Origin of the sequence: Streptomyces sp. NBC_01460 (assembly GCF_036227405.1) — a bacterium.
GTDB lineage: Bacteria > Actinomycetota > Actinomycetes > Streptomycetales > Streptomycetaceae > Streptomyces.
The window spans coordinates 3,387,190-3,402,108 of the sequence record NZ_CP109473.1; the positions used below are offsets into that span (position 1 = coordinate 3,387,190).

A 14,919-nucleotide genomic window follows, 5' to 3' on the forward strand; every position below is an offset into this window, starting at 1 on the left:
GTGAACGGATGGCTGTGACCGGAGCACGCCGCTACAGCTCGTGGTCCTGGGCGAGTTCCTCCCAGCACATGCCACGAAGCGCGGGATCGACGTCCTCGCCCGACGGAACATCCGCAACCGGCTGGAACCAGACCACCACGAGTGTGGACCTGTGCAGCACCGGGTCGAGCTCGGGAGCGACCACTGCAGAGCGGAAGCGGCCGATGCAGGCCACGGAAGGCAGCACCTCGACGGGACCGAAGGCGCCGGCAGTCCGGTCCGGATACTCACGGACGGGCGGAACGACATGGACCGGCGCCGACGGATAGGCGCGTCGGGCCTCGCCCTGGAGTCCACGGAACTTCATGTCGTTGACGAGCCGGCAGGGATAACCCTCCAGCATCCCGCCATAGGTCGAAGACATCCGCAGCTCGGTGAGCTCTATCGCACGCCCACCGGAGAGGACTATGTGACTCAGCGACATGAAGTCACCCTATGGTGCGCAAGGTCCGCTCGGGACAAACGGGCCCGGAACGCAGAAAAGCCCCGTGCCACAAGGGCACGGGGCTTTCCCGGAATAATTGTTCGGCGGCGTCCTACTCTCCCACAGGGTCCCCCCTGCAGTACCATCGGCGCTGAAAGGCTTAGCTTCCGGGTTCGGAATGTAACCGGGCGTTTCCCTAACGCAATGACCACCGAAACACTATGAAATTAACCAACACCGGGCAAAAACACAGCCGTTCGTTATTTCAGAACTAACACAGTGGACGCGAGCAACTGAGGACAAGCCCTCGGCCTATTAGTACCAGTCAGCTCCACCCGTTACCGGGCTTCCACATCTGGCCTATCAACCCAGTCGTCTACTGGGAGCCTTAACCACTCAAGGTGGTGGGAATACTCATCTCGAAGCAGGCTTCCCGCTTAGATGCTTTCAGCGGTTATCCTTTCCGAACGTAGCCAACCAGCCATGCCCTTGGCAGGACAACTGGCACACCAGAGGTTCGTCCGTCCCGGTCCTCTCGTACTAGGGACAGCCCTTCTCAATATTCCTACGCGCACAGCGGATAGGGACCGAACTGTCTCACGACGTTCTAAACCCAGCTCGCGTACCGCTTTAATGGGCGAACAGCCCAACCCTTGGGACCGACTCCAGCCCCAGGATGCGACGAGCCGACATCGAGGTGCCAAACCATCCCGTCGATATGGACTCTTGGGGAAGATCAGCCTGTTATCCCCGGGGTACCTTTTATCCGTTGAGCGACAGCGCTTCCACAAGCCACTGCCGGATCACTAGTCCCGACTTTCGTCCCTGCTCGACCCGTCGGTCTCACAGTCAAGCTCCCTTGTGCACTTACACTCAACACCTGATTGCCAACCAGGCTGAGGGAACCTTTGGGCGCCTCCGTTACTCTTTAGGAGGCAACCGCCCCAGTTAAACTACCCATCAGACACTGTCCCTGATCCGGATCACGGACCCAGGTTAGACATCCAGCACGACCAGAGTGGTATTTCAACGGCGACTCCACAACCACTGGCGTGGCTGCTTCAAAGTCTCCCACCTATCCTACACAAGCCGAACCGAACACCAATATCAAACTATAGTAAAGGTCCCGGGGTCTTTCCGTCCTGCTGCGCGAAACGAGCATCTTTACTCGTAGTGCAATTTCACCGGGCCTATGGTTGAGACAGTCGAGAAGTCGTTACGCCATTCGTGCAGGTCGGAACTTACCCGACAAGGAATTTCGCTACCTTAGGATGGTTATAGTTACCACCGCCGTTTACTGGCGCTTAAGTTCTCAGCTTCGCACACCCGAAAGTGCACTAACCGGTCCCCTTAACGTTCCAGCACCGGGCAGGCGTCAGTCCGTATACATCGCCTTACGGCTTCGCACGGACCTGTGTTTTTAGTAAACAGTCGCTTCTCGCTGGTCTCTGCGGCCACCCCCAGCTCACCGAGTAAATCGGATCACCAGTGATGGCCCCCCTTCTCCCGAAGTTACGGGGGCATTTTGCCGAGTTCCTTAACCATAGTTCACCCGAACGCCTCGGTATTCTCTACCTGACTACCTGAGTCGGTTTAGGGTACGGGCCGCCATGAAACTCGCTAGAGGCTTTTCTCGACAGCATAGGATCATCCACTTCACCACAATCGGCTCGGCATCAGGTCTCAGCCTTAATGTGTGACGGATTTGCCTACCACACGGCCTACACCCTTACCCCGGGACAACCACCGCCCGGGCTGGACTACCTTCCTGCGTCACCCCATCGCTTACCTAGTACAAGTCTGGTTCGTCGGCTCCACCACTACCCTCAACTCCGAAGAGATCGGGCCGGCTTCACGGACTTAGCATCGCCTGATTCAGTATTGGGCGTTTCAAAGCGGGTACCGGAATATCAACCGGTTGTCCATCGACTACGCCTGTCGGCCTCGCCTTAGGTCCCGACTTACCCTGGGCAGATCAGCTTGACCCAGGAACCCTTAGTCAATCGGCGCACACGTTTCTCACGTGTGTATCGCTACTCATGCCTGCATTCTCACTCGTGAACCGTCCACAACTCGCTTCCGCGGCTGCTTCACCCGGCACACGACGCTCCCCTACCCATCCACACAGGCGTTGGCCCTATATGTGTGAATGACACGACTTCGGCGGTACGCTTGAGCCCCGCTACATTGTCGGCGCGGAATCACTTGACCAGTGAGCTATTACGCACTCTTTCAAGGGTGGCTGCTTCTAAGCCAACCTCCTGGTTGTCTCTGCGACTCCACATCCTTTCCCACTTAGCGTACGCTTAGGGGCCTTAGTCGATGCTCTGGGCTGTTTCCCTCTCGACCATGGAGCTTATCCCCCACAGTCTCACTGCCGTGCTCTCACTTACCGGCATTCGGAGTTTGGCTAAGGTCAGTAACCCGGTAGGGCCCATCGCCTATCCAGTGCTCTACCTCCGGCAAGAAACACACGACGCTGCACCTAAATGCATTTCGGGGAGAACCAGCTATCACGGAGTTTGATTGGCCTTTCACCCCTAACCACAGGTCATCCCCCAGGTTTTCAACCCTGGTGGGTTCGGTCCTCCACGAAGTCTTACCTCCGCTTCAACCTGCCCATGGCTAGATCACTCCGCTTCGGGTCTAGAGCGTGCAACTCAATCGCCCTATTCGGACTCGCTTTCGCTACGGCTTCCCCACACGGGTTAACCTCGCTACACACCGCTAACTCGCAGGCTCATTCTTCAAAAGGCACGCAGTCACGACTGACAGCACAAGTGCTGCCAGCGACGCTCCCACGGCTTGTAGGCACACGGTTTCAGGTACTATTTCACTCCGCTCCCGCGGTACTTTTCACCATTCCCTCACGGTACTATCCGCTATCGGTCACCAGGGAATATTTAGGCTTAGCGGGTGGTCCCGCCAGATTCACACGGGATTTCTCGGGCCCCGTGCTACTTGGGTGGTTCTCAAGCAAGCCGTTGATGTTTCAGCTACGGGGGTCTTACCCTCTACGCCGGACCTTTCGCATGTCCTTCGCCTACACCAACGGTTTCTGACTTGCCGACCAATCGGCAGATTGATCAAGAGAACTCCCACAACCCCGCATGCGCAACCCCTGCCGGGTATCACACGCATACGGTTTGGCCTCATCCAGTTTCGCTCGCCACTACTCCCGGAATCACGGTTGTTTTCTCTTCCTGAGGGTACTGAGATGTTTCACTTCCCCTCGTTCCCTCCACACTGCCTATGTGTTCAGCAGCGGGTGACAGCCCATGACGACTGCCGGGTTTCCCCATTCGGAAACCCCCGGATCAAAGCTTGGTTGACAGCTCCCCGGGGACTATCGTGGCCTCCCACGTCCTTCATCGGTTCCTGGTGCCAAGGCATCCACCGTGCGCCCTTAAAAACTTGGCCACAGATGCTCGCGTCCACTGTGCAGTTCTCAAACAACGACCAGCCACCCATCACCCCGCCCAAACAGGCGAGTTCACTGGGGCCGGCAACCGAAGATCCAGACTCAACGAGCCCGTACCTTCAGATACCCAACAGCGTGCCCGACCCGACCAACCCGATCCTGTTTTCCACGCCGAAGCAGTACTCACAGAACCGTGCTCATCGTGCCGAATAATCAACGTTCCACCCATGAGCAACCACCGTCGAACATTTGCCGACGTAATGGTCTCTGGATTCCCCGAAGGAAACCTAGATGCTCCTTAGAAAGGAGGTGATCCAGCCGCACCTTCCGGTACGGCTACCTTGTTACGACTTCGTCCCAATCGCCAGTCCCACCTTCGACAGCTCCCTCCCACAAGGGGTTGGGCCACCGGCTTCGGGTGTTACCGACTTTCGTGACGTGACGGGCGGTGTGTACAAGGCCCGGGAACGTATTCACCGCAGCAATGCTGATCTGCGATTACTAGCAACTCCGACTTCATGGGGTCGAGTTGCAGACCCCAATCCGAACTGAGACCGGCTTTTTGAGATTCGCTCCGCCTCGCGGCATCGCAGCTCATTGTACCGGCCATTGTAGCACGTGTGCAGCCCAAGACATAAGGGGCATGATGACTTGACGTCGTCCCCACCTTCCTCCGAGTTGACCCCGGCAGTCTCCTGTGAGTCCCCATCACCCCGAAGGGCATGCTGGCAACACAGAACAAGGGTTGCGCTCGTTGCGGGACTTAACCCAACATCTCACGACACGAGCTGACGACAGCCATGCACCACCTGTATACCGACCACAAGGGGGGCACCATCTCTGATGCTTTCCGGTATATGTCAAGCCTTGGTAAGGTTCTTCGCGTTGCGTCGAATTAAGCCACATGCTCCGCTGCTTGTGCGGGCCCCCGTCAATTCCTTTGAGTTTTAGCCTTGCGGCCGTACTCCCCAGGCGGGGAACTTAATGCGTTAGCTGCGGCACCGACGACGTGGAATGTCGCCAACACCTAGTTCCCAACGTTTACGGCGTGGACTACCAGGGTATCTAATCCTGTTCGCTCCCCACGCTTTCGCTCCTCAGCGTCAGTAATGGCCCAGAGATCCGCCTTCGCCACCGGTGTTCCTCCTGATATCTGCGCATTTCACCGCTACACCAGGAATTCCGATCTCCCCTACCACACTCTAGCTAGCCCGTATCGAATGCAGACTCGGGGTTAAGCCCCGAGCTTTCACATCCGACGTGACAAGCCGCCTACGAGCTCTTTACGCCCAATAATTCCGGACAACGCTTGCGCCCTACGTATTACCGCGGCTGCTGGCACGTAGTTAGCCGGCGCTTCTTCTGCAGGTACCGTCACTTTCGCTTCTTCCCTGCTGAAAGAGGTTTACAACCCGAAGGCCGTCATCCCTCACGCGGCGTCGCTGCATCAGGCTTTCGCCCATTGTGCAATATTCCCCACTGCTGCCTCCCGTAGGAGTCTGGGCCGTGTCTCAGTCCCAGTGTGGCCGGTCGCCCTCTCAGGCCGGCTACCCGTCGTCGCCTTGGTAGGCCATTACCCCACCAACAAGCTGATAGGCCGCGGGCTCATCCTTCACCGCCGGAGCTTTTAACCCCGCCCCATGAGGGACAGAGTGTTATCCGGTATTAGACCCCGTTTCCAGGGCTTGTCCCAGAGTGAAGGGCAGATTGCCCACGTGTTACTCACCCGTTCGCCACTAATCCACCCCGAAGGGCTTCATCGTTCGACTTGCATGTGTTAAGCACGCCGCCAGCGTTCGTCCTGAGCCAGGATCAAACTCTCCATGAATGTTTTCCCGTAATCGGGAGAGCACCATAGAAGAGCGGGACGACCGATCCGGAATAGGGATGGTCGTCCACAGCGTCCTCGCTGATGTTGCCTACCCGCCACATGGGCCGGTAGGACTTCAAAGGAACCACCAACCCACCGAAGTGGGCCGGGGTATCAACAAATTTGGCGTTGATTTTTGGCACGCTGTTGAGTTCTCAAGGAACGGACGCTTCCTTCGGTCCCGTTTCACCGGGGCCCTCCGGGCGCTTCCCTTCGTTCTTGCGTTTCCGACTCTATCAGACTCTTTCGTGTCCGATTCCCGGCCGAAGCGGGTTCCTGCTGTTTCGCTTTCCAGTTCTTCGCTTTCGCGTTTCCCTTTCCGGCGAGTCCGACTTTACCAGACTCTTTTCCGTTCCGTTTCCGGTCCGAATCTGAATCCGGCGGCCTGCGGAGTGGCCTTTGCCTTTCGGCTGACTCGACTTTATCAGAAGCAATTCGGCCGAAGCGAATCCGGCTTGACTGCGTGAAAGAGAAGAATCGATCGGCCCTGCGGAGATCACGTCCCCTGCATGGGCGAGATGAACCTTAGTAGGTTCCAACCGAGCCTGTCCAGCTCGTCGTAACTGTTCAAATCTACCTCCCCACGCCGACCGTGTCAACGGTTTTTTGTGGGCGAAGAGGAGACTAGCAGGTCAGCGGCGCCAGACGCACATCGGCTCTCATGCCGCGGAGGGCAGCTCCGCGCTCCGCTCCGCCCCTTCGAGATCTCCTGTCTCTCCGGCACGCGCGGCGCGGCCTCCGAGGACATAGACGTAGAGGAGAAAGGCCAGCTCAGCGGCGATGCCGATGGTGATGCGGGCCCAGGTGGGAAGGCCCGAGGGGGTGACGAAGCCTTCGATCAGACCGGAGACGAAAAGGACCAGCGCCAGCCCGATGGCCATGCCGATCGCGGCGCGGCCCCGCTCGGCCAGAGCCGAGCGCCGGGTGCGCGGGCCGGGGTCGATGACCGTCCAGCCGAGACGCAGGCCCGTGCCTGCTGCGACGAAGACAGCGGTGAGCTCCAGCAGACCGTGCGGCAGGACGAGTCCGAGGAAGGTGTCCAGACGGCCGGCGGAGGACATGAGGCCGATACCGACAGCGAGGTTGAGCACGTTGACGAAGAGGATCCAGATCACCAGGATGCCGAGGAAGGCCCCCAGCACCAGGCACATGGCCGCCGCCTGAGCGTTGTTCGTCCAGACCTGGGCGGCGAAGGAGGCCGCCGGGTGGCTGGAGTAGTAGGTCTCGTACTCACCGCCGGGGCGAGTCAGCGCACGCAGGTCGTCCGGGGCGGCGATCGACGCCTGGACCTCCGGGTGCGTGCCGATCCACCAGCCGATGACGGCGGCCAGAAGTACGGAGAGCACGGCCGTGGGTATCCACCAGTGCCGCGAGCGGTAGACAGCTGCGGGAAAGCCCGTGGTCAGGAATCGGGCGGCGTCGCGCCACGAAGCGCGGCGGGTGCCCGTCACCGTCGAACGAGCGCGGGCCACGAGCTGGGTGAGCCGGGCGGTCAGCTGGGGATCCGGGGCACTGGACTGGATCAGGGACAGGTGGGTGGCGGTGCGCTGGTACAGGGAGACGAGTTCGTCCGCCTCCTCCCCTGTCAGGCTGCGCCCTCGGTGCAGAAGATGGTCCAGGCGGTCCCACTCGATGCGGTGGGCGGTCACGAAGACGTCGAGGTCCATGGTCGGCTGCTGCTCCAGGCGTGGTGCGTACGGGTCCGTACTACGGCGGTGCGCTGCGGGTCAGCTTGGCAGACTGTGGTCCCGAGGGGCAGGGATGGGCGGCGAGGGGTGGGGTGGCGATGAATGAGCTCGTGACCGGGGACGCGGTCGTACTGGGATTGCGGCCGGCGAGGCTGCCGAGCCGGGCGCTGGCGATCGCCATCGACCTCACGGTTCTCCTGACCGTGTTCGTGTTGTTGTCCATCGGCCTGGCCGTCGCGACGGTGACGCTCGACGACGCGGCCGTCGCCGCGATCGCCGTCGCCACCTTTCTTCTCGTGCTGGTGGGCGGACCGGTGGCGGTCGAGACGCTGAGCCACGGGCGTTCGCTCGGGAAGCTCGCCTGCGGGCTCCGTGTCGTACGGGACGACGGCGGGCCCATCCGGTTCCGGCACGCGCTCGTGCGCGGGGCGATGGGCATGGTCGAGATCCTGGGGACCTTCGGAGTGGTGGGGTGCATCGCCTCCCTGGTGTCCGCCCGCGGCCGCCGGCTCGGCGACGTCTTCGCCGGGACCCTTGTCGTACGTGAGCGGGTGCCGGCCGGACGGACCCGCACCGTGCCGCCGCCTCCGCCCTGGCTCGTGGGCCGCTTCACGCAGCTGGACCTCTCGGGCGTCCCGGACGGGCTCTGGCTGGCGATACGCCAGTACCTGACGCGGATGCACCAGCTCGACGCCGCGGTCGGCGGGGCGCTGGCCGAGCGGCTCGCCTCCGACCTCGCCGCGCGCACGGGAGTCCCCGTACCTCGGGAAGTTCCTGCTGCCGCCTACCTCGCGGCCGTGGTGAACGAGCGGCAGGCGCGCGATGTGCGGCGGGTGGCGGCAGCGGCGGGCCGGGAGGCCGGCCACGCACCGGTGGCCACAGCCGCACCCGTCCCCCTGACCATGCCCGCATCCGCAAACATCTCGGCAGACGTATCCGTGTCTGTGCCCGTGGACGGAGGGTTCTCCGGCTCCCGCCCTGCGGGCGTCCGGCCGGACGGAGGCAGGGCCATGGAGGCTCCCACGGGCAGGAACCACGGCGAAGGGCCCGCCAGGACGGGGTTCGCCCCTCCGGCCTGACCTCCCCTGCCTGCCCCGCCCTCTCCGGGCGGGAACGGCCCGGCCTCCGCCCTCAGGCCTCGTCCGCCCGGCGGGGCATGGGCGAGGGCGGGGACTCGAGGTGCTCGAGCTCCAGCCCGGGCGCCGCCAGCACCACGTCGCCCGCGATGTGGACCGCGTGCTGATCACCGGTGTCCAGCGCGTTGACCTGGTACTCGTCCACGATCAACGGCCCGTTGTCAGTGGCGTGCGCTTCACTGTTCAGCAGGGACCAGGACTGGTCGACGGTGCGAGGGGCGAGAACCGGGTCCGTGAAGGTGACCAGACGGACGCGGGTCGCGGGGGAATCGGGGGTGAGGCGCAGGAGCCGGGCCGTGGCGACGAGGAAAGCGGGGGATGTGCCGGAGAAGCTGTGGGCGCGGACGTTGCCTTCGGTGGCGTGGGTACCGGTGGGGTCGGTCCGTACCCAGGTGACCCCGTCGAGGGCGGCACCGCGGATCTGCCAGCTCGCGGCATGCAGTTCGAGGCGGATGGGGCGGCCGAGCTCGTCCAGTGCCAGATCGACGGAACCCAGGTGGGCGCCCGAGGGTGCGGTCGTCTGGGAGACGTAGCGCCAACCGGAGGGGCCGGGCGCGCAGTGGAAGTGTTCTTCGCCGAGGGGGGTGTGGTCGTGCGGATCGTGGAGCGAATAACGGCCGCGGGGCATGGGGTCCTTCGGGTTCCTCGGGCTGTGCGGGTGCGGTACGGGGCAGGCCCCCGACACGGGGGTGCGGGGGCCTGCGCTCGGACCTGCTGAGAGCTGCGCCGGCCGTCGGCCGACGGCCGGCTCAGTAGCGGTAGAGGTCGGACTTGAACGGTCCTTCGACCGGGACGCCGATGTAGTCGGCCTGCTCCTGGCGCAGGGTCGTGAGCTTCACGCCCAGCGCGTCGAGGTGGAGGCGGGCGACCTTCTCGTCCAGGTGCTTCGGCAGCACGTAGACATCGGTCGGGTACGCCTCGGGCTTCGTGAACAGCTCGATCTGGGCCAGGGTCTGGTCCGCGAACGAGTTGGACATGACGAACGAGGGGTGACCGGTGGCGTTGCCGAGGTTCAGCAGGCGGCCCTCGGACAGCACGATCAGGACCTTGCCGTCGGCGAACGTCCAGGTGTGGACCTGCGGCTTGACCTCGTCCTTGACGACGCCGTCGATCCTGGCCAGGCCGGCCATGTCGATCTCGTTGTCGAAGTGGCCGATGTTGCCGACGATGGCCTGGTGCTTCATCCGGGCCATGTCGGAGGCCATGATGATGTCCTTGTTGCCCGTCGTCGTGACGAAGATGTCCGCGGTCTCCACCACGTCGTCCAGCGTCGTGACCTGGTAGCCGTCCATCGCCGCCTGCAGGGCGCAGATCGGGTCGATCTCCGTGATGATCACCCGGGCGCCCTGGCCGCGGAGGGACTCCGCGCAGCCCTTGCCCACGTCGCCGTAGCCACAGACGACGGCGGTCTTGCCGCCGATCAGGACGTCGGTGGCGCGGTTGATGCCGTCGATCAGCGAGTGGCGGCAGCCGTACTTGTTGTCGAACTTCGACTTGGTGACCGCGTCGTTGACGTTGATCGCCGGGAACAGGAGGGTGCCGTCGCGGTGCATCTCGTACAGGCGGTGCACACCGGTCGTGGTCTCCTCGGTCACGCCGCGGATCTCGGACGCCAGCTGGGTCCACTTCTGCGGGGACTCACCGAGGGTGCGGTTCAGCAGGGTGAGGATGTAGGCGTACTCCTCGCTGTCCGCGGTCGACGGGTCCGGGGCCTCGCCGGCCTTCTCGAACTCGACGCCCTTGTGGACGAGGAGGGTGGCGTCGCCACCGTCGTCCAGGATCATGTTCGGGCCGCCGGTGGGGGTGTTGGGCCAGGTCAGGGCCTGCTCCGTGCACCACCAGTACTCCTCCAGGCTCTCGCCCTTCCAGGCGAAGACCGGGACGCCCGCGGGGGCGTCAGGGGTGCCCTCCGGGCCGACCGCGATGGCGGCGGCGGCGTGGTCCTGGGTGGAGAAGATGTTGCAGGAGGCCCAGCGGACCTCGGCGCCCAGGGCGACGAGGGTCTCGATGAGCACCGCGGTCTGCACGGTCATGTGCAGCGAGCCGGTGATCCGGGCGCCGGCCAGCGGCTGCGCGGCGGCGTACTCCTTGCGGATCGACATCAGGCCGGGCATCTCGTGCTCGGCGAGGGTGATCTCCTTGCGCCCGAAGGCGGCGAGGGAGAGGTCGGCGACCTTGAAGTCCTGGCGGTTGGCGGCCGTCGTCATAACGGGCTGCTCCTCAGTGGGTCGAGGGTGGACTGGCTGGCTCTGCGGCGGCCACGGGCACACGAATGCCCGGGCGATCCGCAGTGCAGTCCGTCGGAGGCCCTCTCTCCCTCGGCCGGTCCGCCTGGGCGAACCGATCGACCGCCATCAGCAGCGACGTCTGGTACTCCCCCGAATCTACACCGAACGGCCCAGTGAGCCCCAGTCCGCCTGAGGGGCGGTAGGGGTCACGGGCCGTTCGGGGCTGGTACAGGGCAGGTCAGTGGCCGGATTCCGTCGGCGCGTCGCCGGGAGGCGTGGGACCACCCGGGGCCTTGCCGGGGTTGGTCCCGGCCGCGGCCGCCGACTCGTCGTAGATGTCGGGCTCGAGGTAGATGACCCGGGCGATCGGGACGGCCTCGCGGATCCGGGTCTCCGCGGCGTTGATCGCCTCCGCGACCTCGGCTGCGGTCTCCTCCGCCCGCACCGCGATCTTGGCGGCCACCAGCAGCTCCTCCGGACCGAGGTGGAGCGTGCGCATGTGGATGACGCGGGTGACGGTGTCGCCGTCGACCACGGAGGCGTGGATCTTCTCGACGTCCTCGACACCGGCCGCCTCGCCGAGCAGCAGCGACTTCGTCTCGGCGGCGAGGATGATCGCGATGACGATCAGCAGGATGCCGATGCACAGGGTGCCGATGCCGTCCCAGACGCCGTCACCGGTGGCCAGCGCCAGACCGACACCGCCGAGGGCCAGGACCAGGCCCACGAGCGCGCCGAGGTCCTCGAGGAGGACGACGGGGAGCTCAGGCGCCTTGGCGCGGCGGACGAACTGCGTCCAGGTCAGCTTGCCGCGGGTCTGGTTGGACTCCGCGATGGCCGTACGGAAGGAGAAGCTCTCGGCGATGATCGCGAAGACCAGCACACCGACCGGCCAGTACCAGGCCTCGATCTCGTGAGGGTGCTTGATCTTCTCGTAGCCCTCGTAGATGGCGAACATGCCACCGACCGAGAAGAGCACGATCGACACGAGGAAGGCGTAGATGTAGCGCTCGCGCCCGTAACCGAAGGGGTGTTGGGGAGTCGCCTCCCGCTGGGCCTTCTTGCCGCCGAGCAGCAGGAGGCCCTGGTTGCCCGAGTCCGCCAGCGAGTGGACGCTCTCCGCCAGCATCGACGACGAACCACTGAAGAGGAACGCCACGAATTTGGCCACTGCGATCGCGAGGTTGGCGGCGAGTGCCGCCACGATCGCCTTGGTTCCGCCTGACGCGCTCATGGGTGCGTGGTGTCCCTTCCTCGGTGCTGCGGCACGGCGCCGCGGTACGGCCGGACATTGTTGCAGCCGCTCGGTGCGGCCGCTGGTGCGGACGGTACGTCAGACCACCACGGTCGCGCGGAAGAGTGTTCCCGTACCGGCCGCTTCGACCGTTTCGTCCGCCGGGACGAAGACCGATTCACCGGGGGCGAGGGTGACCTCCCCGGCCGTCGGGGCACCCGCGGTGCAGAGCAGGATCTGCGGGGTGGGCGCCGTGAGGTCGACGGGGGCACCGCCGGAGGGCAGGACGTAGCGCGACAGCCGGAACTCGTCGACCGGGGTCACGTACAGCTCCTCGCCGGAGGGCGACGCCTCGGGGCGCAGGATGCCGGGCTCCGTGGCCTCGAAGCGGACGATGCGCAGGAGTTCGGGGACGTCGACGTGCTTGGGGGTCAGACCGCAACGCAGCACGTTGTCGGAGTTGGCCATGATCTCGACACCCAGGCCGCCGAGGTAGGCGTGCGGCACACCCGCACCGAGGAACATGGCCTCGCCGGGCTGGAGTTGTACGTAGTTCAGCAGCATGGCCGCGATGACGCCCGGGTCGCCGGGGTAGTGGTGGGCGATCTGGACGTACGGGGCGTGGGCGCCGCCGAGCCGCTCGGCGGCCTCGGCCGCCTCGGCGACCGAGTGCGCCATCTCCGCGGGGTCGGCGGTGAGGATCGCCGTGAGGACCTCGCGCAGGGCCCCGTCCTCCGGGTGGGCGAGGAGCAGGTCCACATAGGGCTTGAGGGAGTCGACGCCGAGAGCCGCTATCAGGTCGGCGGCCTCGGCGGGCCTGCGGAAGCCGCACAGCCCGTCGAAGGGCGTGAGCGCGCAGATCAGTTCGGGCTTGTGGTTGGCGTCCTTGTAGGTGCGGTGAGGGGCGTCGACGGGGACGCCCCGGCGCTCCTCGTCCGCGTACCCCTGCTGCGCCTGTGCGAGGTCGGGGTGGACCTGGAGCGAGAGGGGGGCGCCGGCCGCGAGCAGCTTGAGCAGGAAGGGGAGCCGGGGGCCGAAGGCGCGGACGCCGGCGGCGCCGAGTTCGCGTTCGGGGTCCGCCGCGATGACGTCCGTGAGGGACTGCTCGCCCGTTCCGGAGCCGGCGCCGTCCGGTCCCGGGGAACGGCCGGAGCCGGCGCCGTCCGGTCCCGGGGAACGGCCGGAGCCGGCGCCGTCCGGTCCCGGGGAACGGCTGAGGCGCGAGGGGGCTCCCGGGTGGGCCCCCATCCACATCTCGGCCTGCGGTTCGCCGGTCGGGGCTGTGCCCAGCAGCTCGGGGATGGCCGTGGTGGACCCCCAGGCGTAGGGGCGCACGGTGTTGGAGAGCCGGTCCATGGAGATTCGTCCTCGTGGGAAGCGCGGGGGCGTGGGTGCCCGGGGGTGTGGGCCGTCAGGCCCGGTTGTCGGAGGCCAGGGAGGCGTAGACGGCGGCGAAATCGGTGACCGCGAGGAGCTCGGCGAGGGCTTCGAGCTCGCTGCCCTCCTCCGGTTCCAGTTCGCTGATGGCCGTGTCGTGGCTCAGGGCCAGCTCGCGGGCGGCGGGGCTCGCGGTCAGACCGCCGGTGGGCCGGTCACGGAGAAGGACGACCCGGGCCCGCATGGCCTCGGGCTCGTCCACCCGGTCCCGGAAGAAGTCGTCGGGGTCGGCCCCCGCGGCGAACGCTCCGGCGAGCAGGCCCCCGTGGGAGGGCAGCGCCTGCGGCAGCTCGGCGACGAGCGCCGGGCGTCCGGCGAGCTCGGCCAGGACGGCGGCGAACCGGCGCCCGACAGGGCCGGCGGCCTCGCCCTCCGTCCAGACGAGGGGCAGGCTGTCGGCGAGCTCCGAGGCGAGGGTCTTGGCCGGGTTGCTGTAGGTGGCGATGGCCGGACCGCAGCGCTCGGCGGTGCGGTCGAGACGGTCGGCGACCTTCTGCAGGGTCTCCGGGGGCGCGTCGATCAGACCCACCCGGTCCAGCAGCGCGAGCAGCGGGGTGAGGAGGGCCCAGAGCGTGCCGGGGCCCGCCGCCGAGGTCTCGGCGTCGTACTCCCCGTGCGGGGCGGCCGCCATCGGCACGACGAGTCCGTGGACCCCGTCGACCGCTTCGCGCAGCGGGGACCGGACGGGGGCGACGGCGACGACCGTGCAGCCGCGGCGGTACGCCTGCTCGGCGAGCAGCGCGAGGCCGGGTTCCGAACCGTCGGCCGTGGCGATGAGCAGCAGGTCCACGGATCCGGCCCAGCCCGGCAGTGTCCAGCGCAGCGCGCCCGCGGCTGCCGCGACCCCGGTGGGCCGGATCGCCGTGACGGGCGCGGAGGCACCCGCGAGGGCGCCGATCAGGTCGGCGACACCGGTCGCGGCGGTGCCGGGGCCGGCGACGAGGACGGCCCGGGGCCTGCCCTCGGGTGCCAGCGTGCCGATTCCTGCCTCGGCGGCGTGCCGCGCGGCGGTGCGGACGCGGGCTCCGGCCTCGGCGGCACCGCGGAGCAGACCTCGCCGGTCGGCTCGTGCCAGGGCTTCCGGTGCGTCGAGCAACGACTCGTCGAGCATGTGGTGGGCCTCCGATCACCGTGCTGATCAGGGTGCGGGTTACGCGGGGCGGCGGGCCTCGTCGACGAGGAGCACCGGGATGCCGTCGCGTACCGGATAGGCGAGACCGCAGTCCGTGCCGGTGCAGACCAGCTCGGGGCTCTCGGCCGCGGAGCGGTCGTCCAGCCCGGCGTGGCAGGCCGGGCAGGCGAGGATCTCCAGGAGGCCGGCTTCGAGCGGCATGGGGTGGGTCCCTTCAGGCATGTGGTGCGGAACCGGTCGGACCCGGGTCGGGGCCGGCGGAGCTTGGGGCATGGTCAGCCTACCGCCGGGCAGGGAGGGTCGCGGCCCG

General features: G+C 65.8%; 9 protein-coding genes and 3 rRNA genes. 1 reads left to right on the forward strand and 11 read right to left on the reverse strand.

Features of this window, described 5'->3' with window-relative positions:
- Window positions 1-31 precede the first annotated feature (31 nt).
- From OG488_RS14955 to OG488_RS14975, 5 genes are all read right to left on the reverse strand, one after another.
- Entirely contained in the window at window positions 32-463 is a 432-nt protein-coding gene (locus tag OG488_RS14955) for a hypothetical protein (protein ID WP_329229551.1), read from the reverse strand.
- Window positions 464-562: 99 nt separating this feature from the next.
- Window positions 563-679 (reverse strand): 5S ribosomal RNA (gene rrf, locus OG488_RS14960).
- A gap of 79 nt (window positions 680-758) precedes the next feature.
- A 23S ribosomal RNA gene (locus OG488_RS14965) occupies window positions 759-3,883 on the reverse strand.
- A gap of 303 nt (window positions 3,884-4,186) precedes the next feature.
- Window positions 4,187-5,712, reverse strand: a 16S ribosomal RNA gene (locus tag OG488_RS14970).
- The 16S, 23S and 5S rRNA genes sit together here, the layout of an rRNA operon.
- A 701-nt stretch (window positions 5,713-6,413) precedes the next feature.
- Window positions 6,414-7,421 (reverse strand): stage II sporulation protein M, encoded by a 1,008-nt coding sequence (locus OG488_RS14975; RefSeq protein ID WP_329229553.1) that lies wholly within the window; start codon window positions 7,419-7,421, stop codon window positions 6,414-6,416.
- Window positions 7,422-7,540: 119 nt separating this feature from the next.
- Here OG488_RS14975 and OG488_RS14980 point away from each other — a divergent pair, with 119 nt between their 5' ends.
- Window positions 7,541-8,521, forward strand: a complete 981-nt coding sequence (locus OG488_RS14980) for an RDD family protein (RefSeq protein WP_329229555.1) — start codon at window positions 7,541-7,543, stop codon at window positions 8,519-8,521.
- 52 nt (window positions 8,522-8,573) lie between these two features.
- On the opposite strand, the gene OG488_RS14985 is transcribed toward OG488_RS14980, so the two are convergent.
- From OG488_RS14985 to OG488_RS15010, 6 genes are all read right to left on the reverse strand, one after another.
- A complete protein-coding gene (locus OG488_RS14985) occupies window positions 8,574-9,206 on the reverse strand; it encodes a hypothetical protein (protein WP_329229557.1) in 633 nt (210 codons plus the stop codon).
- A 121-nt stretch (window positions 9,207-9,327) separates the two neighbouring features.
- Entirely contained in the window at window positions 9,328-10,785 is a 1,458-nt protein-coding gene (gene ahcY / locus OG488_RS14990; RefSeq protein ID WP_329229558.1) for an adenosylhomocysteinase, read from the reverse strand.
- Between the two features lie 259 nt (window positions 10,786-11,044).
- Window positions 11,045-12,040, reverse strand: a complete 996-nt coding sequence (locus OG488_RS14995) for a cation diffusion facilitator family transporter (protein ID WP_329229559.1) — start codon at window positions 12,038-12,040, stop codon at window positions 11,045-11,047.
- A gap of 99 nt (window positions 12,041-12,139) precedes the next feature.
- On the reverse strand, window positions 12,140-13,396 hold the full coding sequence (manA, locus tag OG488_RS15000) for a mannose-6-phosphate isomerase, class I (protein ID WP_329229561.1): 1,257 nt from the start codon (window positions 13,394-13,396) through the stop codon (window positions 12,140-12,142).
- Between the two features lie 55 nt (window positions 13,397-13,451).
- Complete coding sequence (locus tag OG488_RS15005) at window positions 13,452-14,588, reverse strand: SIS domain-containing protein (RefSeq protein WP_329229563.1); 1,137 nt, start codon at window positions 14,586-14,588, stop codon at window positions 13,452-13,454.
- 39 nt (window positions 14,589-14,627) lie between these two features.
- Complete coding sequence (locus OG488_RS15010) at window positions 14,628-14,810, reverse strand: Trm112 family protein (RefSeq protein ID WP_015577430.1); 183 nt, start codon at window positions 14,808-14,810, stop codon at window positions 14,628-14,630.
- Window positions 14,811-14,919 lie beyond the last annotated feature (109 nt).

Excerpts from the sequence above, each read along its gene's own strand:
- OG488_RS15010 (WP_015577430.1), bottom strand. The coding sequence starts at position 14,810 with ATGCCGCTCGAAGCCGGCCTCCTGGAGATCCTCGCCTGCCCGGCCTGC.
- OG488_RS15005 (WP_329229563.1), bottom strand. The coding sequence starts at position 14,588 with ATGCTCGACGAGTCGTTGCTCGACGCACCGGAAGCCCTGGCACGAGCC.
- OG488_RS14955 (WP_329229551.1), bottom strand. The coding sequence starts at position 463 with ATGTCGCTGAGTCACATAGTCCTCTCCGGTGGGCGTGCGATAGAGCTC.
- OG488_RS14995 (WP_329229559.1), bottom strand. The coding sequence starts at position 12,040 with ATGAGCGCGTCAGGCGGAACCAAGGCGATCGTGGCGGCACTCGCCGCC.
- OG488_RS14985 (WP_329229557.1), bottom strand. The coding sequence starts at position 9,206 with ATGCCCCGCGGCCGTTATTCGCTCCACGATCCGCACGACCACACCCCC.
- ahcY (WP_329229558.1), bottom strand. The coding sequence starts at position 10,785 with ATGACGACGGCCGCCAACCGCCAGGACTTCAAGGTCGCCGACCTCTCC.
- OG488_RS14975 (WP_329229553.1), bottom strand. The coding sequence starts at position 7,421 with ATGGACCTCGACGTCTTCGTGACCGCCCACCGCATCGAGTGGGACCGC.
- manA (WP_329229561.1), bottom strand. The coding sequence starts at position 13,396 with ATGGACCGGCTCTCCAACACCGTGCGCCCCTACGCCTGGGGGTCCACC.
- OG488_RS14980 (WP_329229555.1), top strand. The coding sequence starts at position 7,541 with ATGAATGAGCTCGTGACCGGGGACGCGGTCGTACTGGGATTGCGGCCG.